This window comes from Embleya australiensis (assembly GCF_051903075.1).
In the GTDB taxonomy this organism is placed as follows: domain Bacteria; phylum Actinomycetota; class Actinomycetes; order Streptomycetales; family Streptomycetaceae; genus Embleya.
Genome location: NZ_CP182424.1, coordinates 44,996 through 69,340, shown reverse-complemented (window position 1 = coordinate 69,340; position 24,345 = coordinate 44,996). Strand labels below are relative to the sequence as shown.

The window sequence follows — 24,345 nt, the reverse complement described above, 5'->3', positions numbered from 1 at the left end:
GGGCATCGCGCCCCGGGTGTGGGGGTGGGCATTGGCGGGGGCCGAATCAGATGGCGTCCCGGACCCATTCGGCGATCGTGTCCGGATCCTCTGAGTAGCAAGAGCCTGCGATGTCATCGAAAGACGCGTTGGGGTCCTTCACGAGGGTGAGGACAGTGTTGGCCAAGAGGTTGTCCCGGTCATTGGGGCAGTGGTTCCCGGCTGCGGCGTCCACGGCACCGTTGACGGCCCGGCTGACCTGTTCGAAGGTGAAACCGTAGGCGTCGTTGGGGACGGCCTCGCCGGTCAGGGGACCGTCCGATGGCCAGGCGATGCGGGCGATGCGGGCCAGTGTGCCGGCACGCACCCGGCTGAACACGTGGTCGGTGGTGTTCTGCTCGGCGACCTCGGCGGTCATTTCGATACCGGCAGTGAGCGCGGCTTCAATCTCGCTGTGTGTGTAGGTCGTCACGGCACACTCCTGGAGGCGGCGAGCGGAACGGCGTGGATCGTGTGGGGCTCGCGAGGCTTCCTCGCGGGCATCCTCGGCGGTGTATCCGGATGGGCAGTCGTCAAAGCAGTACGCCCCTGCGGGCGCGGGACAGTCCTCGCATGCGTCGTCGAAGTCCTCGGGCAAGAAGGGGCGCAGTTCGGTGCGGTGGATATCGGGCACGCGATCACCTCGGTCGGGTGGTTCGTGGGGATTCTCCGCCGGCCTCCGTTCGGGGCCGGCGGAGGTGGTGGTGCTCTTGGCGGGACTCGAACCCGCGCCGTGTAGGCGAGCTTGGAAAACGCGCTTCCCTGCCGGAGGTTCGGGGCCGTCGTCGACCCCTCGTTGAGGTTCCCCACCCCTGGGGCTTTTGGCTTGCCAGGGTCCGGTCCCGGTGCATCCGCAACCGTCTCGCCATGACGCCGCTCCGTTTTGCGGCCGCTCTTCCGTCTGAGCTACAAGAGCCGATCATCTCCGCGACCGCCCGTCCCGCCGGCACGACGAGACGTCGTGCCGGACGGGTGGTTGTGCGGAGCACGTCCTACGGAACGGTGGTGTCCTTCACGCCACCGTCGGGGTCTCGACTCCTTCAGTGGTCGGTTCGTGCCCTACGCGCCCGCGAGCCGGTCGTCATTGCGGGCCCGGTGATCTTCGCGGCGGCCCTCTTCGCCGGTGCCGCCGTCGCCGTGGTCTTCTTTGCGGGTACCTTGATGTTCGTGCTCACCGTCTTCACGTTCGGGCGGGCTTTGGCAGCCACCTTCTTCGTCGGCGCGACGGTTCCGGTGGCGGTCCCGGTGAGGGTGCCCCGAGCCGCCTTCTTGAAGGCGGGCCCGCTGCGCGGGAGCTTCCTGCGTCGGCTGGTCAGGTCCTTGAATCCCTGGCCCGGACGGAAACGGGGTACGGCGGTCTTCTTGACGCGAACCCTTTCTCCCGTCTGCGGGTTGCGGGCGTAGCGCGCGGCCCGGGCGACCTTCTCGAAGGTTCCGAAGCCGGTGACCGAGACTGGTTCGCCGGCGACGACGGCGCGGACGATGGTGTCGAGCACCGCGTCGACGGCCAGGGCGGCGTCGGCCTCGCCGATCTTGTCGGCCACCGCTTTCACAAGCTCTGCTTTGTTCATGATGTCCCCTTCGTCGGGTCGCCGTGTCGGTCACAGCCGGGGCGGCGACGCGACGCCTCAGGCGGCTGCGTTCGGCGGCTGCAATACTCGAATCTTACAGTAATATCGAGAATTATACAATCTCCCTTGGTGGTTCGCGCTCTGTCGAGGCATCTCCCCCGGGGGCGACCGCCGTTCGTCGGAGGCTCGCGCCCGCCGCGTCGCTCCGTCGACGGGACGCCGGACCAGGAGAGCAACCTTCCTGTCTCACACCGGCGTTCGGCCCTGCTCCTCGTACATGACCAGTCGCACGGCGCGGGCCAGCGCGAGGAGACGCGGCGTCGGGCGGGGGTCATCGGCCCCGGGAGCCGGAACGGTCCGTACGTGGTCCCCGTCCGTCGTGCAGATGCGGACGGCCCACTCGGCGACCTCCTCCGCGTTGTCGGGCAGACAGCCGTTGAGATCGGTGACCCACGCGACGCGATCGGAAGTGAGAGGCACTTCGATTCCGTATCCGCCGTCTTCCCTCTCGATGACGGTCCACGGCAGCCGCACGGCGTCCAAGGCGTGGAGGAGCGCCCCGTGGGCCTCCCCGACGACCGCGCGGACATCGCTGACGCACATCGGATCACAGGCGTCCCCCACGCGCGCTCCGCATCCATTCGGCGCGCACGCGATGTGTCGATCGAACGACACCGGCGCGCCCCGCTGCCGCTGTGATCGTGCCTGGGGGGGCCGGAGTCGACTGCGGGATCCGTACGGCGGTCCGGGGATTGGGAGAGCGGCGAGCACCGCGCCGAATCGGGCCCTGTCGTCGATGTCATTCACGAGTCCTCCTGGTTGCCGAGTCGGCGGTTGTTCGAACCGGCGGCCCTGAAAGGAAGCGATGGGCACGTGCGGACGGACCTGGGGCCTGCGCGCGGGGTCGTCGCGGAGCCCCTCGTTCGGGGGGTGCTCAAGCCCATTCCACAGGCTCGCCGTCAATGCCCGTGCGCTCGGCGTAGGCCAACCACTCGTGGTGGACGAAACACAGCAGGTGCAACGGATACGCCTTGACCCTGCGGACGCCGTGGCCGTGCAGTTCCCAGGCATCGACGGGTTCACGCCCGGTTCGCCGCCTGTACTCGACCGCGGCTCGACGACCCAGGGCCGAGGCCCAACGCCTGCGCCATTCCGGATCGACGCACATGGCCTCGAGGTAGGCGTCCACCGTGGCGTATCCGCGCGGACAACCCACGGCGTACAGGAACTGTCGCACCACCTGGATGACCAACGCGTCGATTACCGCGAGCGGATTCGTCATGATTTCCTTTCGAACGGGCGGGGGCCGGCCCTCCCCGACTCGACGAGCCCGGCCCTTGAACTGCCCCTCGTCCGCGGCCGCATGCGGGCGTCGCGGCGGATCGCTGCCCAGCGACGCAGGGCGAGACGATACAGAAAGATGCATCTTTACAAATGAGGTGTCAGAACCGCCCCAGTCGCTACGCCTCTTCGAGAAAGCGGTTGGGCGATGAACTGCTCGCCCCGACCGGGACGCAGGACTTTGGCCCCGGCGGCATCCACGCGCAGGGTCGCGCCGGGCGCCAGGACCTCGAAACCGCGTGCGGCGTAGAACGGGCCGAGTGCACGTGCGGTTTCGAACTGGCCGTACACGAGCCGAAAGCCGAGCGTCACGTAGACGTGCCGGACAGCGCGCAGCAGTGCGGTGCCCCAGCCCGTTCCGCGAGCAGGTTCGCACACCGCGAGGCCATGAAGTTTGGCGATGCCGGAGGTCAGCCGGATTTGGGCCTGGCGAGACTCTCCCGCCTGCAGCGACATCGCGAGCAATGTCGGCGACGGCATCCCGACCACGGTCCCGACTACCTGTCCCGACGAGTCCTCGGCGACCAACACCACCGACAGGGCGGGAAGCCGTTCCTCCCATGGCCGGTGACCTGCGCCAGCCGCGGCGGCGTGGAGGGGCAGCACGCCATCGCGGCGGTCGAGGCCGGTCATCACCGTGCTGCACAGCGTTCCCGTCACCAGGGCCTTGCGGTGCCATGGGTCCAGCGTCACTCCTGCGGCCCCCAACAGGTCGTCGGCCGCATCGGCCTCGTCGGCGCGAATGAACCGGACGCGACCACGGTCAGGCCCTGCCCACTCGTCCGTGGACTGCGCCGGGGCGGCGAGACCGGCCTCGGCCGGCGGAAGGGCCGGTGTCCTCAACCCGAGTCGTGTCGTCTTCATCACCGGTGCCTTTCGTAAACGGACCTGCGGGCTCGCCCGCAGGTTCTTGGAGTGGCTGTTTCCTGATCCGGTGTCGCTCACCGGCGACCCGCCACCCGCGCAGCGTTCTCCATGTCGGTGTCGTTCTGCGGCGTGCCACCGCCGTTCACCAGGAGATAGATGGCTGCCTCCTCCTCGACTGTCGGGACGGCGGCCACGGCCACCTGGAGGTGTGCCCGGTTCTTGAACTGGCGCTGGCGGGGTGCGCTCAGGCCCGTGTATCGGACGTAGGGGCCGTCGTCCGTCGCTGCGGTTGTGGTTACGTCCCGGGAGTCGAACCACGAGGCGGGAACGGCGAGCTCGCCGTCGAACCATTCGTAAGCGGTGCTGATGCGCTGCTGACCGTCGATACAGGCGTACATCGCTCCACCGTTCTCGGTGGGGTCGTTGCCGTTGGCCTCCTTCCAGTCGAAGGTGGTGCGGTCGTTGAGAATGACGACCCCTGTCGGGGTACCGGTGAGCCAGGAGCGGATCAGGGCGATCTTCTGGTCGGTCGTCCAGACACGGCCGCGCTGATAGGGCGGGTCGAGGTCGAGGCCGAAGGAATGGCGGAAGCTGCTGGCCATTTCACTGGCCTGTCGGGCGCTGGCGGCCAGGCTGAGATGCGCGAGAGGGGAAGAGGTTTGCCGGGTCATACAACTCCTTTCTTGCGATGTGTTCTCGTGGGCTACAGCGTCGAAGGTGCGCGGAAGGTCTTGGGTGTCATGTGCCCGTCGAGCCAACTCCCGGGCGGGAGACCTCATCCAGATGCGTCGAACGGTGGCTGCCGCCGAACGCCCTCGCCCGAGCGAAACGCCCGGTAGGGCAACGAATCAAGTCGTCGACTCGGCCCGGCGCGAGTCACCGGGCGAGTGACGGTGGCTGAGCGAGCAGTCCGCCGGGGGCCGCCGAGGTCGGCGCCGTTGGGCGGCTACGACCACACTGTCGAGAGCACCTGGAAGCCGGAGCTCAAGGTGACTTCCCCACGTACGCGCTTCTCTTCCAGAAGTTCCTTCATGAAGCACTCCGCCACGGTCGGCCGTTCCGCGCGCGACGAGACAAGAGCACCTGCCCAGGCCCCCTGGGTATCGGCGGCGATGTCGGCCAGCCAAAGACCTTCCCCCTCCAGGAGTCGCCATTCGGACGCGCAGTGATAGGCCATCGAGTGAACCTCTCCCGCGCGGTACCAGAATCCCTCGCGATCGACGCCGCACCCCTCATCGATCCCGGCTTCCCTCCAGTACGTCCGCCACAGCGAGTCCCTGCCCCAGCTGCGAGCACGTTCGATGTCTCCGGTGAGGATGTACTCCCCCCAAGCGCTGTCCGCGCCCACCAGAACGCATGAGATTTCTGGGCAAGAGGCTGCGGGCTCCGTGAGAACCAGCGCGAATTTGACGGTGAAGGGGACCGGGAAGATCGGTCGTGCGCCCCGGGCGGGATCTCCGGGGGAGGCTGCGAGGGCGGGGAATTCGGTCATAGCACTCTCCCAGCGGACTACGGGGGGTTCTTCAACTGCCCGTAAGCCTACAGTGTTTTGCATCTTTATACAACGTCCGAGCGCTCGGTCCGCAGGTTGCTGGCGGACAGGTGCCGCCGACTGTCGCCGCCGTCTCCGGATCCGGCTCGCGCCGCCGAGAGATCACCAGACCTTGAGGAGACAGGCGCCCAAAGCTCCGCAGATCATGAACGGACCCAAGGGGAGCCCGGCCTTTGGAGCCCACCTTCCCCTCACCATCGACACGAGGGCGAAGGCGATCGCCAATACGAACGCGGCCAATGTCCCCAGGACGACCACGGGCCAGCCGTACCAACCCATCACCGCGCCCACCGTGGGCGCCAACTTGACGTCCCCCAGTCCCATCCGGCCCAGCACAGCGATGCCGAACAAACCCATAAGGGCAACTGCGGCCGCAGCCGCGCGTAGCGGGCTCCCGGACTCACCCGAGCAGGCGGCACCGCCGAGCAGCACCACCGTCCCGGCGAACGCCGGCAGGCTCAGCAGGTCAGGTATGCGATGGACCGCAAGGTCGACCAACGCCACGGCCACACCACACCACACCAGCCAGTACAGCGCCGCCGCAGTCCATCCCCCCACCCCCGACGCGGCGATAGCGGCGAACGCCCCCGCCGTCGCCAGTTCGGGGACCAAAGGAGGCGGGAACAACGCCTGTCGGCAGGCGCGGCACCGACCCGAGGGACCCGGAACGGGTGCGGGATACACGCCCACCAGGACGGCTTCGCACGTAGGACAAACCCTGCGCCGCGGCCTGCCCCGTGGCACTGCAAGGGAGAACGCGACGGGACGAGAAGCCGCGCCGAGCAGCCACCCGCCCACGAACGCCAGGCAGACACTCTCGACGGTCACAGGGTCTCCAAGGGGCGAAACGGTTGACGAAACCGAGCGAGGACATCCGATCGCAGCATCCTAGACATCGCCGGGTTCCTCACGACCGCCGGGCGGAACGGACAGCGTGCGAGGACTCGATACCCGGCCGCGTAACCCAACGCCGACGGTGCGTCGGAACCGAAGTCACAGGCCGATTGCTGTCACACGGATGCCCGAGACCACACCTCTATGAGACGACAGGGCACACCTGCGCGCCGAGACGAAGGAGTATGACGTGCCGACCAGCACCACCGGCGAAGCACCGGCCGTCGACAACGAAGCCAGCACGGCCCGCCAATGGACGAACGGGCGCAAGTGGCTGTTCGGAATCGTCGCGCTGGGGTCGGTCCTTATCGCCGGCACGGGTTTCGTCGGCTCATACGGCTCTGTTCGCAAGCTCGCCGAGGAAAAGGGATTCGGCTGGTTCTCCGCCGTCTTCCCGGCCGGAATCGACGTCGGCATCGTCGTCCTCCTCGCCCTGGACCTCGCGCTCACCTGGGTCGGACTCAGGTACCCGCTCCTTCGCTGCATCGCATGGCTGCTGACCGCCGCAACGGTGGCGTTCAACGGTGCCGCGGCGTGGCCGGACCACCTGGCCGCGGCCATGCACGCGGTGATCCCGATCCTGTTCATCAGTGTCACCGAAGCCGCCCGCCACGCGGTCGCCAAGTCGACGGCGGGCGAACTCGACCGTCACATGGACTCGATCAGGTTCTCGCGCTGGCTGCTCGCCCCGGTGTCGACCTGCGTGATATGGCGCGACATGAAACTGTGGGAAATACGTTCCTTGGCGATTGCCCTGGAGCGTTATCAAACGAAGATGCTCTATCGGCAAGACCTGCGCGCACGCTACGGACGACGCTGGCGTTCCCAAGCCACCGGCGAGGAACTGCGTCCGTTGCGCCGGGCCCGGCTAGGCCTGGCGGTGGTCGATCCACTCGGATTGTCTCGGCCCAGCCGATCCTCGCAGTCTCGACCCCTCACCTCCTGCCCCGCTGAACCCCCGGCGTCGATGCCGGCGCCATGGCGCGTGAAGGTCGCTGCATCAGAGTCCGCATCCTCCACTGCCGATCACGACGGCCTGCAGGGCAGTCCCGACGCCGGTGCCGGGCGCGCCGCAGGTCCTTCGGCGAGGGCCACCGATCGGGAACAGCCGCAGTCCTCGCTCGCGACCTCGTTGAAGGCAGCGGTCGATGCGAGCGATTGGACTCCCGACGTGCACGCGCAGCGGGACGACAAAGCTGCTCCACCAGCAGAATCGGATCGAGGACACGAGCTGAACGCCGTTCCAGAGGAGGCGGAGGACGATGTCGACGGCAGGCGGCCGAGGCGGGGCCGGAAGGCCGCTTTGGCCGAACTCGTGTACCTGGAGCACCAAAGGGAGGGAAAAGCGTTGACCAGGGCCGACCTGGCGAGGATGGCAGGGTATGCCCGTGAGGGCTCAGGACGTACCCAATACGCGAGGCTGGAGGTATTGCACGGTCCGATCGTGGTCGGGGAGGTACACCCGCACGCCGGGCCGAACGATGCAGGGCATGGCGGTGACTTCGCCAATGTGTGGGGCGAGAGTTCGTTCACGCTCGTCCCGGACCCGACCAAGGAGGCCTGAAGTCGTGGACCTGCGGCGTGCTTGGAGAGGCGGATGACGCAGCCGAAGCGGGTTCATGACCGAATGTCGGTGTTTCATAATTCTATATAGTGCGGTACCGTTGTTTCTGGTTCGGCCAAGCAGCATGCGGGGCAACGCCGTTCCTCGGATGGAAGCCCGACTCTCGGTCCCCTCCTTCCGACAGCTCGACGGACGCCGAATCCAGCCTGGCAGTTCGCGAGATTCGACACCCCCAAAGGACTGTCACCATGCCCATCACATTCACGTCCAGGACGCGCGCCGACCACGTCATCGGCGTCGAAACCGACTGGTTCATCACCTACCGGCTCCCGGACACCGCCACCGGCGACGTCATGTGCAGCCCGGACTGCGCGGACCTCGCCACCCTCCGTGACCAGCATGGGCGGATTGTCGAACTCGAAGGCGTCACCGACATACACGTCGTCCAGCGCGTCCACGCCTCGCGGCACGTGAACCTTTCCGACCTCGGTTGACCACGTCCGCGCCGCCGAGACATCCCTGCGGGACGATCTCAGGCACCACGCGGGCGCGAACGGCAATCCGGAGCCGCACCGGAAGGCGAGGGTCGAGCACTTCACAGGTCCCGCGTGCGCGAAACTGATGCCATGTGGAAACGTCGCAAGCGGACGAATCCGTCGCCGTTCGCCTACGTGGGGTCATCCGCCCGCCGTCGCCAGTAGGCGAGCGCCTCGCGCGTCGCAACGGTATCGACATGCGTCGGACCCAGTACTCGCGCTCGATCGCCGGTGAGCCGGGCAAGTTGGACGACAGCGCCGTCGATGTCTCCGGCCTGGGCACGCCATCTGGCCATGAGATGGCGAATGGTCAGGGCGTGCGGGTGCTCCGCGCCGTGTGACCTCAAGGTGGCGAGGCGTTCGTCGCGGCACGGTCGGCACAACCCGTCCGGACCATCCGATCGCCGTCTGCACGACGCCGCGCAGCGGGTCGGCCGCCGCGCCGGCAACGGGTGTCGGTGCCGCAAGTGCGGCTGCAGGCTGGCGAACGTGCGCCCGCACTCGGGGCATTCGGTGCCCGCGACGCTCACGTGAGGACTCCTTTGCGGTGCCCGGCCGTGTCGACGACGACGGTGGGTCGGGAGGAGCGATCAGAGGACACCTTGGGTTCGGGGCGCGTGAGTCATGCGGACGCGATCCGGTTGGACCGCATCACGGCGTTGATCAAAGCGACGGTCTCGGGTGCCGAATCGCAGCCGGTTTCCATCGAGATCCGCGTCAGTTGATGGGCCGTGCGTTCGAGGCCCGCCTGGTCGCCTGTTTCGCTGTAGAGGGTGAACAGCAGCCGGTACAGGAGCTCGGAGTGCGGGTCGCAGGTGAGGCCGCGGGTGACGGCCGCCACGGCCGCACGGTAGTCCCGGACCGCCAACCGACGCATGGCGAGTTCATGCGCAACGTCGACGATGGCAGAGATCATCTCCTGGGTGTCACGTTCCGCCCAGATGTACCTCGAAGGGTCGATATCGGCGAAGGGTCGGCCCCGCACCAGGCCCAGGGCCCGAGCCAGCGCGACATCGGCCTTCGTGCCCGTACTGTGCATGCCGTCGCGATAGAGCGCGCGGAACTCATCCCAGTCACTTCCGACCTGGTCGTTGTACGCATAGGTGCCATCCGTGATCGTGGGGAGATACACGGCCTGCGGGTCTTCCTTGGGCAGGAGGGGGTCACGGCCGAGCCAGGTGCGCAGTTTGCTGATGCTCGTGTTGCGCGTGTTCGAACTCACGCGGTGGCTCGGCCAGATGGCCTCGTCCAGCTCGTAGCGGGTCTTCCCCGGATACAGAGCGAGCCACGCAGCGATCTCGGTGAGGCTGTTGCGTCGGTTCGATTCCACCTTGCCGAGCGTGCCGATCACGTCCACCGACCCGAGGACGCGAATCTGCGGCCCGGCCGGCGGGTCGGGAGGTGTGTCCAGCGCAATGAGAACGCGAGAGACCGACGATCGAGGGGGCGTCTGCCCCACCCGCGCAGGGCCCGCGACACCAGCCGTCGGGTCCGCCTCGTCCGTATGGACGTTGACGGGCTCTCCGAACGGTGGTTCCACGTCGTCTTCCGCGTCTACGTAAGCAGGTTCCCCGTAGGGCGGCTCCACAGGGGAGGGGTCGTGCTGCGGCACGCCGGTCCGGGTGTCGCCGGTCGCCTCGTTCGTGGCGAAGTCCGTTCCGGGCGTCGAGGCTTCGTCCAGGACCTCCCCGAGAACCTCGTCGAAGTCGATGCCGTTCTCGTCCTGCCGAGGGCCTTCCCTGCGTTCCTGGTCACGCGGCGAGCCGGTGCCCGGTTCCGAGGGGCCGACGACGGCAGGAGACAGGGCACTCAGGTTGGGCATCGCGGTCACGCCGCCGTCTGCAGCGGTGACGGACACCGGCACCACCCCCCGACGCACGGGCTCGACCTCGACGTCCGGGTTCCTGCTCGACGCAGGCGCGGGTCCGTTGGGCGCAGGGCGACCGTCGGGAGCGTGCGTCCACTCGGGAGCGGGCACGTCGTCCGAGCGCTCCGCGGTCGCCAGCAGCCCCAACAACTGCTCGTACGCCCGATCGCCCAGACGCTGCACCACGACCGAGAGGTCGAGTCCGGGCAGTGTCACCACCGCGCCGGGCGTGGCGGATATGGTCCATTCCCCGGACCATGTGAGATCTCCGGCGGTGCCGACCAGGGCGACCGCGCCCCGCGGTCGCGAGTTGAGTATCGCCCGCAGGGACTCCCTGTCGGTGGCACCCGGGACGACAGGAGTGATCAAGACCTTCGGGACCCAGGCGTCGCCGCCGTCCTCCCGTAGACGAGCGGTCCTCAGGCTGTGGTCGCCCAACGCGGCGCTCTGGAACGCGTCGTGCGCCACGAGATCCTCGACCGCCTCCTCGACCGTCGCGGAGTGCTCGACCCTGGCCCCCATCACACCGGCCAGGCCCTCACCGGCACCGTGGAGCACGACGGAGAGATCATCGGCGATGCGTGACGATCCCAATTCGACGGCCAGGGCGAGCATGACCGCTCGCACGTCGTCCGCGTCGCCGGTCAGCCTCAGGAGGCCGATTCTCTCGAGGTCGATGAGTACCGGTTCCTCGCTCTCGGTCTGCCCGATGCTGACCAACGCCGGGTACGGGGCGACAACGTCACGGGCCTGCGTTTCGTCGAGCAGATCGGCGCCACGAGCGGGGCACCACCAACGGTCGGGGTGACCCTCTACGGCAACGAAGGGCTTCAGCGGCGGAACAGGCGCTTCCAAGTGGAGCTCCACGCCGCGGTGATCGACCCGTACTGCCGCGATGTCAGGCAGAGCCAGGTCCAGCCTGGCGCAGTTCGCGGCCAGGGTACGCAGGGAGCGGTCGACCAACTCGAGGCCGCCGACATCGGACGACACACGCAGGCGATGTTCGAACTCGTCGATCCCGCTCGCCTTGGCGGGCATGGGGATTCGACGTCTGGGCCGCCGCCGACGTTGCTGGTGTGCGCGTCGAGCCCCCAGCGCGGCGAGGATCGCGGCGGCGGTCAGGCTGGTGGCCGCGATCACGGCGGCCGTCGAGATCCCGCCGTCCTCGTTCTCGGCGCTCACCGCAGGTGTTGCGATCGGGGGTTGTTGTCCGGGGGGAGGGACCGTGGCCTCGGACCCGGGCGCCGGCAGGGAGGGAGCCTCCGCGGTGGAGCCCCGGTCGGCCGGTGCGGTGGGCGGCGGAGCCTGCGGTGCCGTCGGCTCGACCGGCTTCGGCGGCCCGGTCTCCGGAGCGATCCTCTCCTCCGGCTCGGTCGTCGTTTCGACCGCTGGCGCGGCCGTGTCGCCGGGAACCGTCAGAACCCACCCCGGTTGGATGAGGTCCGGGTCGGTCAGCGAGCCCCCGTCCGGCTGCGGCCTGCCCTTGTTCGACACGAAAATCTCCGGATAGCGATCGCCGTCCCCCAACGTTTCTTCCGCGATCTCCGACAACGTGTCGCCGCGTTCGACGACCACCTCATGCGCCGCCGCACGCTGCGCCGCTGGCGCCGCGGGTGCCTTCGGGAGAGCGTCCGCAGGCAACGCGAGGGTCCACCCGGCGCGCAATGACGACTCCGCGCTCAGGATCGACCCGTCGGCCATCCTGCGGCCCTGGTTCACGTCCACGACTTCCTGCCATCGCGTGCCGTCGCCCAGGCGCTCCTCGGCCACCGACCACAGGGTCTCCCCGGCCGCGACGAGGTGGGTGGGGCCCGAGGGTGCCGTTCGCGCCGTGACGGGCGCCGCGGTCGGTTCGGCACCGGCGGTCTGCGGGGCAGAGACGCTGACCGCGGACGCCGATCCCGGGGCGGCGATCGCGGCCCCCGCGGAGGCCGAGATCACCAGACCGCCCAGGAGCACCGCCGCCAGGTGCTGGCTCCAGCCCAGGCCGCGAACGCGGTGCCGGCGGGTGCGGCCCCGCATCGCGGGGGGAATCTCCAATGCCAGCGACACGATGAACATCAGCCAACAGGCCCAGCCGACCGCCAGAAGCACGGCGAAAGCGACGCCGCCTCCGTCGTCGGGCCGCAGCAACAGCCCCAAGCCGATCTCCTCGCGGCCCGGCAGGTATCCGCCCAGCGCGTGGCCGATCAGATACAGCGCGATCGGGGCGCCGGCGACGAGCCCCAAGAGCGCGAGGACGCACAAGAGCGCCCGGGTGGTGCGCCCCAGGGCGCGAACGGCTCTCACGGGTGGCCTCCTGGGCGTACGAGGGTGGCGGTGGCGGTCCCCGATACCGTGGTCGAGACGCCGATCACGCCGCTGAACACGGGCTTGTACGGGACGGTGACCGAGACGGTGATGGTGCGGCCGTCCGGGGAGACCCGGGCGCTTCCGGTGGCGCCGGCTGCGGCCAGGTAGTCGGAGACGGCGGCCTGGGCCGCCTGCGGGGACACGACGGTGCTGCCGTCCGCGACGACCCGGGCGATGTCGATCGACTGCCCGGCACTGCGGGCGGCCTCCGCGGCGAGAGTGTCCGCGCGTTGCGCGGCCCGTAGTTGGCCGCCGCCATCGACGACCAGGCCGACCAGCATGAACAGCGAGACGGCGATGCCGGCGACGAAAAGGCTGACGGCGCCGCGGTCGTCGCGGAGGATTCGCAGGGCTCGCGCACCACGAGTGGGTGTGCTCACAGTTGTTCTCCCGTGGTCGGCGTCGATTCCGACGCGGGCCCCAGGCTCCGGTCTCGGTAACGGTCGACGGGGGAAACGACAGTCGACTCCATGGTCTTGGTGCCTGGCATGCCCGGCACCGCAGCGTCGGACAGGTTCACCGTGCAGCGGACCGTCGCCCGCACGCGGGCGGGGCCGGTGGGTGGAGCGAACGCGGTGGTGTCCACGCGCACCGAGACGGCCGCGCAGGACATGCCGTGCTGGGACAGGGTGCGCCTAGCGGCCGCCTCTGCACGGGAGACCGCGTCGTACGGGTTGCGTGCGATCGACGCCTCCCGGGCGGCCGCCTTCGCGGCGGCGTCGACGGAACTGCCCGCCACAGTGATCCGCCCCGCGGCGACCAACAGGCCGATCACGATGGCGAGAACGGGTACGAGGATCGCCGTCTCCAGTGCCACCGCCCCGCGATCCTCGCGCAACAGCGAGCGTACGCCGGTCATGCGCAACCCTCCTCCCCAGATGTCGTGTCAGTCGCCCGGTTGGGTGACCCGTTCCACGGGTGCCTCCGCGTGTTGCGTGATCTGGACTCCGCGCACACCGGGCAGGATCGACAGGCTCCAACCGCTGACTTGGACCCGAATCCGTTCTGGCGTGGTGCCCGTGGTGTCGACGTGGACGTCGCGCAGCAGGTCCCCGCCGAGATTGCGGGCGGTCTCGGCCGCGCGGTCCGCTCCGGATCCGGGGCCTCCGCCCTGGTAGAGCCGACCGTTTTCCACACCCTCGCGGGCTGCGGCGAGTGCCGCTTCCCGGGCGTACCACCACAACGCGCCTTGAACGATCGTCAATGTCAAAACCAAGACCAGCGGAATGAGGATCGCCAACTCCAGTGAGACCGAGCCGCGGTCGCCGCGCACCGGACTCGGCCGGGACCGGCTCAGGTGATGCCCTTGATGATGTCGATCTTCTTGTTCAACAGCGCTGTCACCGCCGCGGCCAAAAGCACGACCACGACCAGGATCGCGGCCGCCAGCAACGCGTATTCCAGGCTCGTCAGTCCCGCGTCGTCGCCGTCACGTGACCGAGCCTCGCGATAACGCTTCCGTATCGTGCCCGTTAGCGATCGTGCCAACGCCAGCTCCGGGGCGGTGGCCGCCACCCGGCGCAGCGCCTTCTTCTTCGACATGCTTATTGCCTTTCGGTTGAGGTGAGGACGGGCCTGCGTCAATTCGTAGTGACGATCCGGAACATCGCCGGCGCCGCGAGGAACAAGACCATGAGCAGCACGAGAATCGTGCCGGGCACGACCAACCTTTCGCTGTCCGTATTGGCCTTGTCCTTCTGCGTCTCCAGAAGTTCGGAGCGCAGTGACCCCGCACGCGCGCGCAACGTTCCGTACACGGCGGCGCCCTCGGTGCCCGCGAGTTCGATAATGTCGGCGACATCCGCGAGCTCGGGCAGGCCCAGGTCCTCGGAGAGATCCTTCAAACCGGCCCACGGTGCGACGCCGCGGTTGCGGGCCCGCTCCAACGTGTCCTGGATGCGGTCGAACGCCCAGCCGTTACCGACCTCCGCGGCCCTCTCGAGGGCCTCTGAAGGACCCGCATCCCCGGCGCGTTCGAGGGCGACCAGGTCCAGGTAGGCGGCGGCCGCGTGCCGAAACTCGACCCGGGCGTTCGCCGCGCGTTGCCGCAGCTCATGATTGGGGGCCAACCACAGCGCGACCGCGAGCAGAACGCTCGCCAGCAACGGCAACGAGAACGGCAGCGAGATACCCAGGACCGCGGCACCGGCGGTGGCGATCAACGGCATGAAGAACCCCAGGAAGGCCATGGTGATCTTCGTGCGCAGGTACTCCGTGGGCGTCTGGCCGGTCAAGGCGAGGTCGCGCTCCGGAATCCTGACCGCGCGGATCTCCCGGACCGCCCCTACGATCCGCTCGTCCACGCTCGTGCGCCCGGGGCGTTCGGTGGGAATGGACGTGGCCCGCTCGCGCGCCTGCAACCGTTTCAACGCGGTGTGCAGATCGGGTGGGGCCGGCCACACCTCGCGCGCGAGCATTGCCAACCCAAAACCGACCCCGGCCCCGGGCAACAGAATCCACGTCGATATCACGCCGGCACCTCCACGTCCGGCTTCGACGACTTGACCGCACTGCGCTTGTCCGGCTCCAGGAACCTGGGCGTCGACTTGTACGACGTGATGGTCCGCATCCACAGCAGGACGCCGATGAACCCCGCCGACAGCACCGCAAGGACGATCTCGCCCAACACGGTGCCATACGGAGCGCTGTAGTCCCTGTTCAACCCCATCAGCGCGACCATCGCCAGAATGATGTAGGTGATCCAACGCACTGCGGCGCGCGCCGACGCCCGGTCCGCCTCGATCCCGCGGCGCTGACGCACCTCCTCGCGCACCGTCTGGGCGAAGTCCTTCAACGCCGTCGCCAGCCCGGGACCGCGGTCGCGGGCACGCAGGATCAGCGCCGCCGCGATCTTGTCAGCAGTCGCATCACCGAACTCGTCGGCGAACTTTCTCAACGCGTCGTCCGGTTGCCAACGCGCCTGCAAACGGGCCACGAGATCACCGACCTCCGCGTCGATCGCGGCCGGGCACGTGGCACGGCTCGTGATCATCGCGTTCTCCAACCCGGCACCCAACTCGACCAGGTCCGCGATCCGCCGTGTCCACTCGGCCAGCGCGTCCAACCGGTCGATACCCCGGACGTCGCTGCGGGTGGGAGCCATCAACCACGGCCACCCCAAAACCACGAGCACCACCAAGGGCAGCGCCAGGAACCAGCCGCTGAGCCACCACCCAAGAACGCCCACGGCACCGGCGACCGTCCGCCGCACCCGCCGCGCACGCCGCACACCCTCGCCGACCGGGGGCCGCACCCGACGAACGCGCCCAGGTCGATGCGCCGGAACCCGGCCACGAATGCCGACCACGACACCGATCAACCCCAGCGCGATGCCACCCGCGCAGGCGCCCGCCACCACCACATCCGATGCGGCCATCCCTAACTCACCACCCTGCGCAGCAATTCCAACGGTCCCCACTGGGCCCCGCGATTGAACGACTGCGTGTCGAACCCGAACGACTCCAGGTCCTCGATGTCGCTCGGCAGCGTTCGCGGTTGGGCCCGCGGGTCCTCCTTCGTCGGCCCGAACACTGTGTTCACCGTCGGCCGCCCGTGTTCACCCAGGCCCGCCATCTCCAAGACCTGCGTTACGAACCGGTGACGCCTCCCGCCATGCCGCGTCTCGTCGACCAGCCGTACGAAGATGACATAGTTGATCGCGTTGGCCGCGAGACGGTACGACAGATCCACCGTCATCGAACTGCCGTACTCCATGCACAACTCGGCGATGCGGTCCCAGATCATCCGCGGCTCCCGCACGTGCAACGTGCACATCGAGCCGCCCTCGCCGTTGGTCATCACCCGCAGCATCGGAACGATCTCACTCGAGCGAACCTCCCCGACGATCATCCGCGACAGCGTCATCCGCAACGCTGACGGAATCAGGTCACCGATGGTGATCTCGCCGGCGCTGCGCCCGTCGGCGCTCCTCTCACCGTTGCCTTCGCGAGCCTCGTACGGCACGACCTGCTCGAGATGCCCCAACTCGTGGAGGAACAATTCGAGTTCCGTCTCGAACGTGCCCACGCGCTCGTCGGAGGGAATCTCGTGCGACAGCGCCCGCAGCAGCGAGGTCTTGCCCACGCCCTGGGTGCCGCAAATGATGATGTTCTTCTTCGCCCGCACCAGCGCGCCCAGAAACTCCGAGAGCACCGGATCCAGCGTGCCCAGTTGCACGAGGTCGTCCAAGCGCACGTCGCGTACGCGATGCCGACGGATCGTCACGTACGTCTGCGGCGTCACCTCGGCGACCGCCTGCAGACGCGAACCGTCCGGCAGCCGCAAGGCCAGGGTCGGGCTGGCCGTCGACAGGGTCCGCTCACCCGTGCCATGGCGCCGCGCCAAGTCGCGCAACAGTTCACGGAGTTCCTCGTCGCTGCCGGTCAGCGGTGCGACCTTCGCGCGCGGTTTGGACGCATAGTCCACCCACACGTTCTCGTAGCCGTTGATGAGGATGTTCTCGACATCGGGGTCAGCCAGGTACGGTTCCAGCGGCCCGGCGCGAAAGATCCAGTTCCACACGGCCGCCACGTGTGCTTGATCCTCTAGTTCGCTGGTCGCCACACCGCGCTCACGTGCGGTGACGTCGGCCCACTCGGCGACGATCTCGGCCACGACCGCGCGACCGCGCTGTTCCCGATCCGCCTCGGCGAGTCCCGGTTGCTCGCGATCGCGCTCCATCAACCTGTCTGCGGCCTTCTTGCGCAGAGCCCGAACTGCGGCCAGGTCCAGGGTGACCTGGGGCATGACGCCGGCAGCAGTGGGTGCCGCAGCCGTGGCGTCAAGGAGCCGGCGACCGGACACGGGCAACGGGGTTACTGTGGCGCGGGGCGCCTGCATCCACGGATTGGAACCGTGATCCTCCGGAGCGGGCACGGGATGGATCGGTCGAACGCTCTCAAACACCACCTGCGATCCCCTCCTGTGTCGACAAGGGTGTTTCCGTCCTGCGGGGTGCGGACAGCCGTCGGCGGCGCGTGGCGGCCAGTTCCAGCGTCGCGTCCGCGCCGGTCCTGGCCGCCGCCATCCACCGTGAGCCCATGAACCTCTTGTTCGCCTCGCCGACGCCGTCGCTGAGGACCCGAGCCCGTTCCGGGTCGTGCGGCATGACGGCGACGACCGGTGCGGACAACTCTCGGGAGATCTCGCGGGGGGAGTACTGACCCCCCTCGGTGATCACCACCAGCCCCACCGCGTCGCCGCCGGTGCCTCGCTCGTCCAGCACCCGGCGCAACGCCGCGATTCGCGGCTTGGCGTCGTTGAGCGACCGCAGCGTCGAACGCACCACACACAGGACCACGTCTGCGCGCCGGGCGAGCACACCCGATCCCCCGAGTGCCCCGTCCCGTCCCAAATCGACGACGACGTCGTGAGGTATCGCCGCGTGTTCGAGGGAGGCGAGCAACGAGGCCAGGGGGTCCCAGGTGTGAGTCAGGGAAGGTGCCTGGTCGGGGGACGCCAGACCAGGCAGCACCAACCGCTCGTTGTCGGACAGGTCCATGAGCTGCCGGAAGAAGAAGTCCCCCAACTTCCCCTGCCGGTGGGCGAGTCCCAGTTGGTGCAGGCCCCACTCGGCGGCGATACGGCCGCCGAGTGCCCCGGCGAGGAACGAGCCTCCGGACGGGTCGGCCTCGACCATCACGACGCGATGGCCTGGTTGCAGTGGCCAGGCCAGGGTCAGCGCCAGAGCCGTCGTCGTTGCGCCCGGCGCCCCCTTGTTGCCCAGGACGGCGACCACGGTCATCGGTTGGGTCCCATCTGACGGGCTACCACGTTGATGCGTTCGGTGAAGGCTCGGGCCGCGAGGACGGGTCCGTCCACCGGGGACACGGCGACCTCGACCACGGACCGCCCGGACCGCTCGTCCCGCGTACCCACCTGCACCACCGTCGCCTCGATCTGGGGCGGTGCACCCAAGGGAATGTCACCACCTTTCGCAGGGGTGGAGACCAGTTGGATGCGTTGACCGGGAACGAGGGCTCGAAGCGGCATCTGCTCCGGGGTGAGCGCGACGCCGACGGTGACCTGTCCCGGTTGGAGAGCGACGGTCTCGGTAACCTGGTCGAGGGTGAGCAGGGTGTTGGCCCGCAAATCGGTGGAGGCGTGCTTGCCCACGATCTTGGACCGATCCGCAGCCGACACCGTGCTGATGCTGTCGGTCGGCTTCCACTGCACCTCGCGCAGGTCGTCCGCGTCGACGATCTCGCCTTGGGCGACGGACTTGTTCAGCGCCAACACCGCCTTGGACTCGTCGCCGCGGGCGATGACGGCCGCGCCGCCCAACGCACATACGACGACCAGGAGAACCGACACCACGATCAGCGCAGGACGCCGCCGCCGCGTCCCGAGCCCTTTCGGCGGGCTCAACGCCTCGGAGTTCCCGGAAAGGACCGTTTTGGCTTCCACGCCCTCGCGGGATCCTGGTGAGTTCTTCGTTCCCAACTTCAAATCCCTGCCCCCTTGCCCCTTTTTGTGGTAGAGGCTATATCGGCTCGATTACGCTCTGGTTGGATTTCGCATCGTACAGTTCAAGCCAGCAGGCCGCATTCATCGGGTATTGAATCGTTGTCAAAGCCAACGAAAGGGGCAAATAATAGAAAAATTACGCAGCACGCCTCGCGATCTTGGCGACAATAAAGGGAGAAAAAGCATATGCGCATCAGAAATGGACTAATCACCCTGGTGGTTGCGGCCTCCCTCGCCGCCTGCTCTGACGACTCCTCCGACAAGAAGACGTCCGCGCCGACTACCGCACCGCCCACCGCTCCGGCGCCGCCGCCTGCGACGACCACGTCACCGGAGGAGAAGGCGCGCGCCGACGCCTTGGTCGTATACACGCGGGGACAGGGACTGTTCGAACAGGTCCAACGGAACGGCCGTATCGGCGACGAGAACGTCACCACCACCCTGACCGGCCGCGCCAAAGGCCTCTGGACCTCGGTCGGATTGAAATACGAGCAACAAGGAGTGCGCCTCGAGGGAGAAGTCACGCACGACCCGAAGATCAGCGCCGTCGACCTCAGCGCCACCCCTCCCGTTGCCACGGTCACCGATTGCATCGACGCGTCCAAAGCAAAGGCCATCGACACCAAGACCGGCGAAACCAAGGCCACCAGCCCCACGCCGCGGTATCCCCAAACCGTGACACTCGTACAACAAGACGGGCAGTGGCTCATGTCCGACCTCGTCGAGGACCGGGACCGCTCATGCTGAGCAGGGGCAAAACAGGGTTCGCCGCGGCCACCCTCGCCGCAGTCGTCGTCAGCCTCGTGTGGACGTCGCCCGCCTCCGCCGGCAGGCGTGACTGTCAAGGGAACATCGTCTGCGTAGACGACGTCGTCGTCGACCCCGACAACGGATCGGGCGGCAGCAAAGGCAACAACGGGGGAGACCGTGGTAGCAGCGGAGACCCTGTCTGCTCGTTCGAAGGCGTCCTCCTCCCCTGCACGTCGGAGAAGGGTGAGTTCGACCAGGCAACGTCCTGCTACTACAGCGCGGTGAACCCGCCGCCCCCGGCCGGAGACCCGGCATGGGCGGGGCACGCCCCTGGCGAGGGCTCCGTCGTCGGCGAGTGGTGTCCCGGGAGGGGGGATGGAGTCACTCTTGTGTGGCGACCCGGCGCGCCCGGCCCGTCCGCGGAGGAACTCGCGCGCCGAGCCCTCGCCAAGCTCGAACTGCTGCCCCCCGTGCTCCATCTGACTCCCGGCCCCGGCCGGGAAACGCTCGTCTCCGTTCCGATCTGGCTCTGGACCGATAAGGGCCCCAAGACCTGGGGACCTGCCACCCAAGTCGAGTCCGACGGCGGGTTGTCGGTTACGCTCACGGCCCGCGTCGAAAAGATCGTCTGGAACATGGGCGACGGCGGATCCCGCGAATGCCAGCAACCGGGAACCCCCTACACACAGGCTGCTGGCGCGAGCCCCTCGCCGGACTGCGGGTACGCATACCAGCGCGTAAGCACCAACACCTCGAGTGGCTCCTACTCGGTCTCGGCCACCACCTACTGGACCGCGTCCTGGACGTCGACGACCGGTCGAAACGGAACATTCGATCTCACACGAAGCGCCACCGTCGGCGACATCCGCGTCGGAGAACTGCAAGTCCTCAACCAGTGACCACCGAACATCGCCCCTGACCTTGGGCCCGTCCGTCACAGGCGTTGCCCGGGGGCGAGCGAGTGCCTTGCAGAACGGCAGGACGAGCCCTGCGACAGCCCGGCTCGAATCAGCCGTCACGGGCCCTTGAGCCGAGACCTCCGTCACGCGTGCTCCTCGGGGTGACCGCCGACCCCGGGGCACGCGCCGGAGAGGCTGGTTCCCGGACGCAGCGCGCACCGCACGGCGTCCGCCGCCGCAGCAAAGGCGACGAACAACCGGAAGAGACTTGCGAAGCCCGCCCACGATGCCCCGATCAGGCAGGGAATAGTGGCGAGTCCCCTCCAGGGATACGGAATCGGAATCGTCCACGCGGTCCCAAACAGACTGATCATCAGCACGGCCCAGAGAAGTCCGCGCGCCCCCGAGCGAACGACGAGCCCGAGCCTTTCCCGGACGAGCGTCTTGCGGTTGGATATCCCGCCGCCCCGATTCCTGGGTTCAGTGTCCATCGAGAGCGACTCCCCGCTCATGCAGACCGGTAGGGTGACCGATCGCGCCGAGGCCGAAACGAGTCGAGGCGGCAAACGCCCCTGGCCCGGCGCACCATCGGTCGTCCTCAAGGCGGCTAGTGTGCGGGTGGCGCCGGAAACCGATGAGCACGAAACCGCAATCGTCGGTCAGCTCCTGGCCCATGGCGACCGGGATCCTCGCGATGACACTGGGCAATCGCCGTGCGTCCTCGAACGCGATGCCCGCGACACACGTGGCCGCGAGCGCCACCGCGCCCAGTGCCGCGGTCGTTCGATGAGAGCGGGTCGTCATGTCGGGAGGACTCCTTCGCCGGGGGATCGAGCTGTCATCCCATAGAGGTGTCGTTTCCTGCGCCCGTGTGACAGTTAGCCCTCAAGATTTACGGGCCGACCAAACGGCGACGTGTCCTCGTGGCCGCCGTGGCGGCGCAGACGCACCGGACCAGGCCCCCGGGATCCACTGAGGGTTCGCCGGTCTCGGGGTGACCGCGTGGCGGAGAGGTGGGTTGCCGCGGCGGTTTCAACCACCGGGCCGTCGAGGCTCCGCCAGCACTACTCGGCCGTCCCACGGGGGCGGGCTCGCCTGCGCTCATGTTGCCAGAGGCGCCAGCGGGGCTCCGGCGAACAATCGCCTCAAGCGGGAGCACCGGAGAATCGAGTTCGAGCCAGCCACCAGCGCAGGTCCGCGCTCGGCCAACAACCGAGAGGCACCGGGGACGCCAATCTCCACGGTGAGTTGGTGGAAACGTCTACGCGGAGATGCCCTTCGGGTGTTGGCTCGCCCAGTCGCTGCGCAGCCACCCGTCGTCGGCCGAACATGTACATCGGTGCAGGGCGTCCCGGACGCAAGAGCCCCGGGCCGGGCCATGGTTCCGGCCCGGGGATTCGTCGGAGACGTTCGCTACGCGCGCGGCAAATCTCTGCTGGAGGGCATCTGCGTCGCCCTCCTGAATGGCCTGCATCGTCCCCGCCGCGCGATCCGACGCGACATCGCCCGACCGGTTCCGCGACGTCCAGGCCGCGAAGACCCGGTGGAGCGGCAGTTGCTTCGCGGCGGCGATCATCACGAGCAGCTGGTGGGCGCTCTTTCCGGCGCACGTCGCGGCGATCAACCAGTCACGGGTAAGGGTGAATGGGGCTGCGGTGTCCATCGAAGCGCCGACGAGGGAGGCGGCGAGCATCTCGTGGACACCGTCGATGTCGAGCTGGTCACGGCTGATAGCGCGGAGAACGCAGGGCATGAGGTTGCAGTCCTGACCGCATGCATCGCCGGCATTCCTACGACGCTTCGACGTCGCCAGCACACGCTGGGCAGCGCGTCGGGAACTCGACTGCGGCGTCTCGTCACCCGTGCGTAGTGCGACGATCGCAGCGTTGTAGTGCTTGCCGTCACGAGTGGTTGGCTAGACCCACGTGTCGTGTGCGGCAGTCTCGACGCACGTTGCAGCGGATCGAAGCGACGGGCGCTTTACGCCCGAGATGGTCCGCGCCGACGTCCGGCAGATCCCTGTGTGCAACGGCTCCGGCGCCAGAAGGGTGACGTCCTGATCTTGGCCGTCAGCGCGGGAGCGCATCGCAGGCACTTGGATCACCCGGACGACGATGCCCATGGGGCGGCGCACCCGTTGACATGCAGATCAGGAGGCGCCCTGGTTGCTGCCCTCCTGCGAGCGGGACTGAAGGCAAGACGCGACTTCAAGCAACGCGTGGTCGGCGCGCGTGGTCGCGCGGGGCGGTCGGACCCCGGTCTCGCACCCGGGGCAGGGTGTCAGGCGCGTGGGACCGGTGCGTTGCCGACCAGGCAGGCGGCTGCGAGGTCGAGGAAGGACCAAACACCGGTCTCGATCCGATTGTGGCATTCAGCGAGGGCGAGGCGCATGAGCCGGAGACCGCCGAGGTGGGTGCGACCTGCCTGATAGAGCGCGACGTTGAGGTAGCTCCCGCGCGCGGTCGTGATGCACTCGGTGGCGATCAGCGGTGTGTACAAGGGGAGTTCCGTCTCCTTCCTGGGCGTGAGCTCTGTGGTGGTGATCGTGAGCCCGTCCGCCGTCACGGTGAACCCCGTCAGGACGTATACCGTGATGGACCGATCCGGCGCGGTGGCGCGTGGCAGGGTGGTCTTGATCAGGGGCCTGGTGGTCATTGCGGTTGCCTCTCGGGCCTCGGCCAGGAGTCGTCGACCGGTCGGATGGCGAGTGGTGGACGGGGTGGCCCGTGGCCGCTGCGGCACGACGCGCGCTGGCGCGGGCGGTGCCGACCCGGCCCGCATCCACGAAGTGGCCCGAACGCGGACGTCGGAAATTTGCCCTGGCAGTGCCTGCGAACTGCGGGGGTGAGGATCTCCCTGATGAGGACGCCGCTGGCCACCGGGACGTCTCATTGCGCACGCGTCGCGTACTTGATGGCCGGGACCCTCGCGTGGGTCCTTCGAGTGGGCAGCGCACGGCACGACATTGTGCGGGCCGAACACCTTCGTCTAGGAGTGTCGCGGTCACCGGTCTCGGGAGGGCTGCGCACCGAACACGGTTCTGAAGCGTTCGAGCCCGGCGGAGTGCTGGGCTCCCACGAACGCCAACTGCTCCTGAGTCAGGGCGCGTTCCCACTTCCCCGTCCAACACGGAGCGGAAGTCCAGAGTGGTCGGACGGCATCGGCGACCTCTTGGGCCGCGTACAGCCATTCCGGTGCAGCGTCGATCGGCGCGTTCAGGAAGAGCGCCGATGGGTTGGGATTCTCGCTCGCGATGATCTCGGGAGACAACTCTCCCCCGCTCCGGGCCAGTTCCCCCGCCCGGGCCCGTAGTTCCTCCGCCGGACAGTTCTCCGGGATATCGGGCGTGTCGAGCCCGAGGTGCTTCATGCGCTGCGTCGTCTGCCAATCGTCGCGATGAAGAGATACACACGTCCTGTTGTCCTGATGCCTGCTCACAACCTTCCCATGCCTCCACTCGAAGCCGGTCCCAGTACGGACCAAGGCATGGTGGAGAGCATCCATGCGGGTCGCGAAGAGGCATGGAAACGAGGCAATCAGCTTGCGCAACGTGTCATCGACCGAGGTCATGGAGGAGTCCTTCCAGGGGTTACGCCGGGATTGGTCGTCGATCGGGCGATTCTGGCTCCGATGCTCATCGTACGTATATATTGAGCTTTATACAATAGC

The 24,345-nt window shown here is 68.1% G+C and carries 28 protein-coding genes; 5 read left to right on the top strand and 23 right to left on the bottom strand.

The window, feature by feature from the left end; translation table 11 throughout:
• Nucleotides 1-46 precede the first annotated feature (46 nt).
• From ACMXN5_RS49140 to ACMXN5_RS49105, 8 genes are all read right to left on the bottom strand, one after another.
• A complete protein-coding gene (locus ACMXN5_RS49140; RefSeq protein WP_439681524.1) occupies nucleotides 47-652 on the bottom strand; it encodes a hypothetical protein in 606 nt (201 codons plus the stop codon).
• 406 nt (nucleotides 653-1,058) lie between these two features.
• The gene (locus ACMXN5_RS49135) at nucleotides 1,059-1,589 is read right to left on the bottom strand and encodes an HU family DNA-binding protein (RefSeq protein WP_439681523.1); all 531 of its coding nucleotides are present in this window, start codon (nucleotides 1,587-1,589) and stop codon (nucleotides 1,059-1,061) included.
• A 246-nt stretch (nucleotides 1,590-1,835) separates the two neighbouring features.
• Nucleotides 1,836-2,069 carry a hypothetical protein gene (locus tag ACMXN5_RS49130; RefSeq protein ID WP_439681522.1) on the bottom strand — a complete coding sequence of 78 codons (234 nt, stop codon included), beginning with the start codon at nucleotides 2,067-2,069 and terminating at the stop codon, nucleotides 1,836-1,838.
• 454 nt (nucleotides 2,070-2,523) lie between these two features.
• A complete protein-coding gene (locus ACMXN5_RS49125; RefSeq protein WP_439681521.1) occupies nucleotides 2,524-2,871 on the bottom strand; it encodes a hypothetical protein in 348 nt (115 codons plus the stop codon).
• Nucleotides 2,872-3,017: 146 nt separating this feature from the next.
• A complete protein-coding gene (locus ACMXN5_RS49120; RefSeq protein WP_439681520.1) occupies nucleotides 3,018-3,875 on the bottom strand; it encodes a GNAT family N-acetyltransferase in 858 nt (285 codons plus the stop codon).
• Complete coding sequence (locus ACMXN5_RS49115; protein ID WP_439681519.1) at nucleotides 3,872-4,468, bottom strand: DUF262 domain-containing protein; 597 nt, start codon at nucleotides 4,466-4,468, stop codon at nucleotides 3,872-3,874. Before ACMXN5_RS49115 ends, ACMXN5_RS49120 begins: the two co-directional genes overlap by 4 nt.
• Before the next feature lie 275 nt (nucleotides 4,469-4,743).
• Nucleotides 4,744-5,289: a hypothetical protein gene (locus tag ACMXN5_RS49110; RefSeq protein WP_439681518.1), complete on the bottom strand. Its 546-nt coding sequence runs from the start codon at nucleotides 5,287-5,289 to the stop codon at nucleotides 4,744-4,746.
• A 162-nt stretch (nucleotides 5,290-5,451) separates the two neighbouring features.
• A complete protein-coding gene (locus ACMXN5_RS49105; RefSeq protein ID WP_439681517.1) occupies nucleotides 5,452-5,907 on the bottom strand; it encodes a prepilin peptidase in 456 nt (151 codons plus the stop codon).
• A 526-nt stretch (nucleotides 5,908-6,433) separates the two neighbouring features.
• Here ACMXN5_RS49105 and ACMXN5_RS49100 point away from each other — a divergent pair.
• From ACMXN5_RS49100 to ACMXN5_RS49090, 3 genes are all read left to right on the top strand, one after another.
• Nucleotides 6,434-7,807 carry a DUF2637 domain-containing protein gene (locus tag ACMXN5_RS49100; protein WP_439681516.1) on the top strand — a complete coding sequence of 458 codons (1,374 nt, stop codon included), beginning with the start codon at nucleotides 6,434-6,436 and terminating at the stop codon, nucleotides 7,805-7,807.
• Nucleotides 7,808-8,055: 248 nt separating this feature from the next.
• A complete protein-coding gene (locus tag ACMXN5_RS49095) occupies nucleotides 8,056-8,301 on the top strand; it encodes a hypothetical protein (protein WP_439681515.1) in 246 nt (81 codons plus the stop codon).
• Between the two features lie 239 nt (nucleotides 8,302-8,540).
• A complete protein-coding gene (locus ACMXN5_RS49090) occupies nucleotides 8,541-8,684 on the top strand; it encodes a hypothetical protein (RefSeq protein ID WP_439681513.1) in 144 nt (47 codons plus the stop codon).
• Between the two features lie 281 nt (nucleotides 8,685-8,965).
• On the opposite strand, the gene ACMXN5_RS49085 is transcribed toward ACMXN5_RS49090, so the two are convergent.
• The 10 genes from ACMXN5_RS49085 to ACMXN5_RS49040 form a co-directional block, all read right to left on the bottom strand.
• Nucleotides 8,966-12,439, bottom strand: a complete 3,474-nt coding sequence (locus ACMXN5_RS49085) for a BTAD domain-containing putative transcriptional regulator (RefSeq protein ID WP_439681512.1) — start codon at nucleotides 12,437-12,439, stop codon at nucleotides 8,966-8,968.
• Between the two features lie 56 nt (nucleotides 12,440-12,495).
• Entirely contained in the window at nucleotides 12,496-12,942 is a 447-nt protein-coding gene (locus ACMXN5_RS49080) for a TadE/TadG family type IV pilus assembly protein (protein WP_439681511.1), read from the bottom strand.
• Complete coding sequence (locus ACMXN5_RS49075; RefSeq protein WP_439681510.1) at nucleotides 12,939-13,421, bottom strand: TadE/TadG family type IV pilus assembly protein; 483 nt, start codon at nucleotides 13,419-13,421, stop codon at nucleotides 12,939-12,941. Before ACMXN5_RS49075 ends, ACMXN5_RS49080 begins: the two co-directional genes overlap by 4 nt.
• A 27-nt stretch (nucleotides 13,422-13,448) precedes the next feature.
• On the bottom strand, nucleotides 13,449-13,835 hold the full coding sequence (locus tag ACMXN5_RS49070; protein ID WP_439681509.1) for a TadE family protein: 387 nt from the start codon (nucleotides 13,833-13,835) through the stop codon (nucleotides 13,449-13,451).
• Between the two features lie 20 nt (nucleotides 13,836-13,855).
• Nucleotides 13,856-14,104 (bottom strand): hypothetical protein, encoded by a 249-nt coding sequence (locus ACMXN5_RS49065; RefSeq protein ID WP_439681508.1) that lies wholly within the window; start codon nucleotides 14,102-14,104, stop codon nucleotides 13,856-13,858.
• 38 nt (nucleotides 14,105-14,142) lie between these two features.
• Complete coding sequence (locus ACMXN5_RS49060) at nucleotides 14,143-15,012, bottom strand: type II secretion system F family protein (RefSeq protein WP_439681507.1); 870 nt, start codon at nucleotides 15,010-15,012, stop codon at nucleotides 14,143-14,145.
• 17 nt (nucleotides 15,013-15,029) lie between these two features.
• Nucleotides 15,030-15,938, bottom strand: coding sequence for a type II secretion system F family protein (locus ACMXN5_RS49055; RefSeq protein WP_439681506.1), 909 nt, complete (start codon nucleotides 15,936-15,938; stop codon nucleotides 15,030-15,032).
• 2 nt (nucleotides 15,939-15,940) lie between these two features.
• Nucleotides 15,941-17,308 carry a CpaF family protein gene (locus tag ACMXN5_RS49050; RefSeq protein WP_439681505.1) on the bottom strand — a complete coding sequence of 456 codons (1,368 nt, stop codon included), beginning with the start codon at nucleotides 17,306-17,308 and terminating at the stop codon, nucleotides 15,941-15,943.
• A gap of 151 nt (nucleotides 17,309-17,459) precedes the next feature.
• Nucleotides 17,460-18,305: a hypothetical protein gene (locus ACMXN5_RS49045; RefSeq protein ID WP_439681504.1), complete on the bottom strand. Its 846-nt coding sequence runs from the start codon at nucleotides 18,303-18,305 to the stop codon at nucleotides 17,460-17,462.
• A complete protein-coding gene (locus ACMXN5_RS49040; RefSeq protein ID WP_439681503.1) occupies nucleotides 18,302-18,874 on the bottom strand; it encodes an SAF domain-containing protein in 573 nt (190 codons plus the stop codon). The genes ACMXN5_RS49045 and ACMXN5_RS49040 overlap by 4 nt, the downstream gene beginning before the upstream one ends.
• A 339-nt stretch (nucleotides 18,875-19,213) precedes the next feature.
• Between ACMXN5_RS49040 and ACMXN5_RS49035 the strand changes: the two genes are divergently transcribed.
• Together ACMXN5_RS49035 and ACMXN5_RS49030 are read left to right on the top strand one after the other, a co-directional pair.
• On the top strand, nucleotides 19,214-19,774 hold the full coding sequence (locus tag ACMXN5_RS49035; RefSeq protein ID WP_439681502.1) for a hypothetical protein: 561 nt from the start codon (nucleotides 19,214-19,216) through the stop codon (nucleotides 19,772-19,774).
• Nucleotides 19,768-20,676, top strand: coding sequence for a hypothetical protein (locus ACMXN5_RS49030; RefSeq protein ID WP_439681501.1), 909 nt, complete (start codon nucleotides 19,768-19,770; stop codon nucleotides 20,674-20,676). The genes ACMXN5_RS49035 and ACMXN5_RS49030 overlap by 7 nt, the downstream gene beginning before the upstream one ends.
• 143 nt (nucleotides 20,677-20,819) lie before the next feature.
• Here ACMXN5_RS49030 and ACMXN5_RS49025 read toward each other — a convergent pair whose 3' ends face one another.
• The 5 genes from ACMXN5_RS49025 to ACMXN5_RS49005 form a co-directional block, all read right to left on the bottom strand.
• Nucleotides 20,820-21,167 (bottom strand): hypothetical protein, encoded by a 348-nt coding sequence (locus ACMXN5_RS49025; RefSeq protein ID WP_439681499.1) that lies wholly within the window; start codon nucleotides 21,165-21,167, stop codon nucleotides 20,820-20,822.
• Nucleotides 21,157-21,480: a hypothetical protein gene (locus tag ACMXN5_RS49020; RefSeq protein ID WP_439681498.1), complete on the bottom strand. Its 324-nt coding sequence runs from the start codon at nucleotides 21,478-21,480 to the stop codon at nucleotides 21,157-21,159. The genes ACMXN5_RS49025 and ACMXN5_RS49020 overlap by 11 nt, the downstream gene beginning before the upstream one ends.
• Nucleotides 21,481-21,937: 457 nt before the next feature.
• Nucleotides 21,938-22,429, bottom strand: coding sequence for a hypothetical protein (locus ACMXN5_RS49015; RefSeq protein WP_439681497.1), 492 nt, complete (start codon nucleotides 22,427-22,429; stop codon nucleotides 21,938-21,940).
• Between the two features lie 527 nt (nucleotides 22,430-22,956).
• A complete protein-coding gene (locus tag ACMXN5_RS49010) occupies nucleotides 22,957-23,331 on the bottom strand; it encodes a hypothetical protein (RefSeq protein ID WP_439681496.1) in 375 nt (124 codons plus the stop codon).
• A gap of 348 nt (nucleotides 23,332-23,679) precedes the next feature.
• The gene (locus ACMXN5_RS49005; protein ID WP_439681495.1) at nucleotides 23,680-24,246 is read right to left on the bottom strand and encodes a hypothetical protein; all 567 of its coding nucleotides are present in this window, start codon (nucleotides 24,244-24,246) and stop codon (nucleotides 23,680-23,682) included.
• Nucleotides 24,247-24,345: the final 99 nt, after the last annotated feature.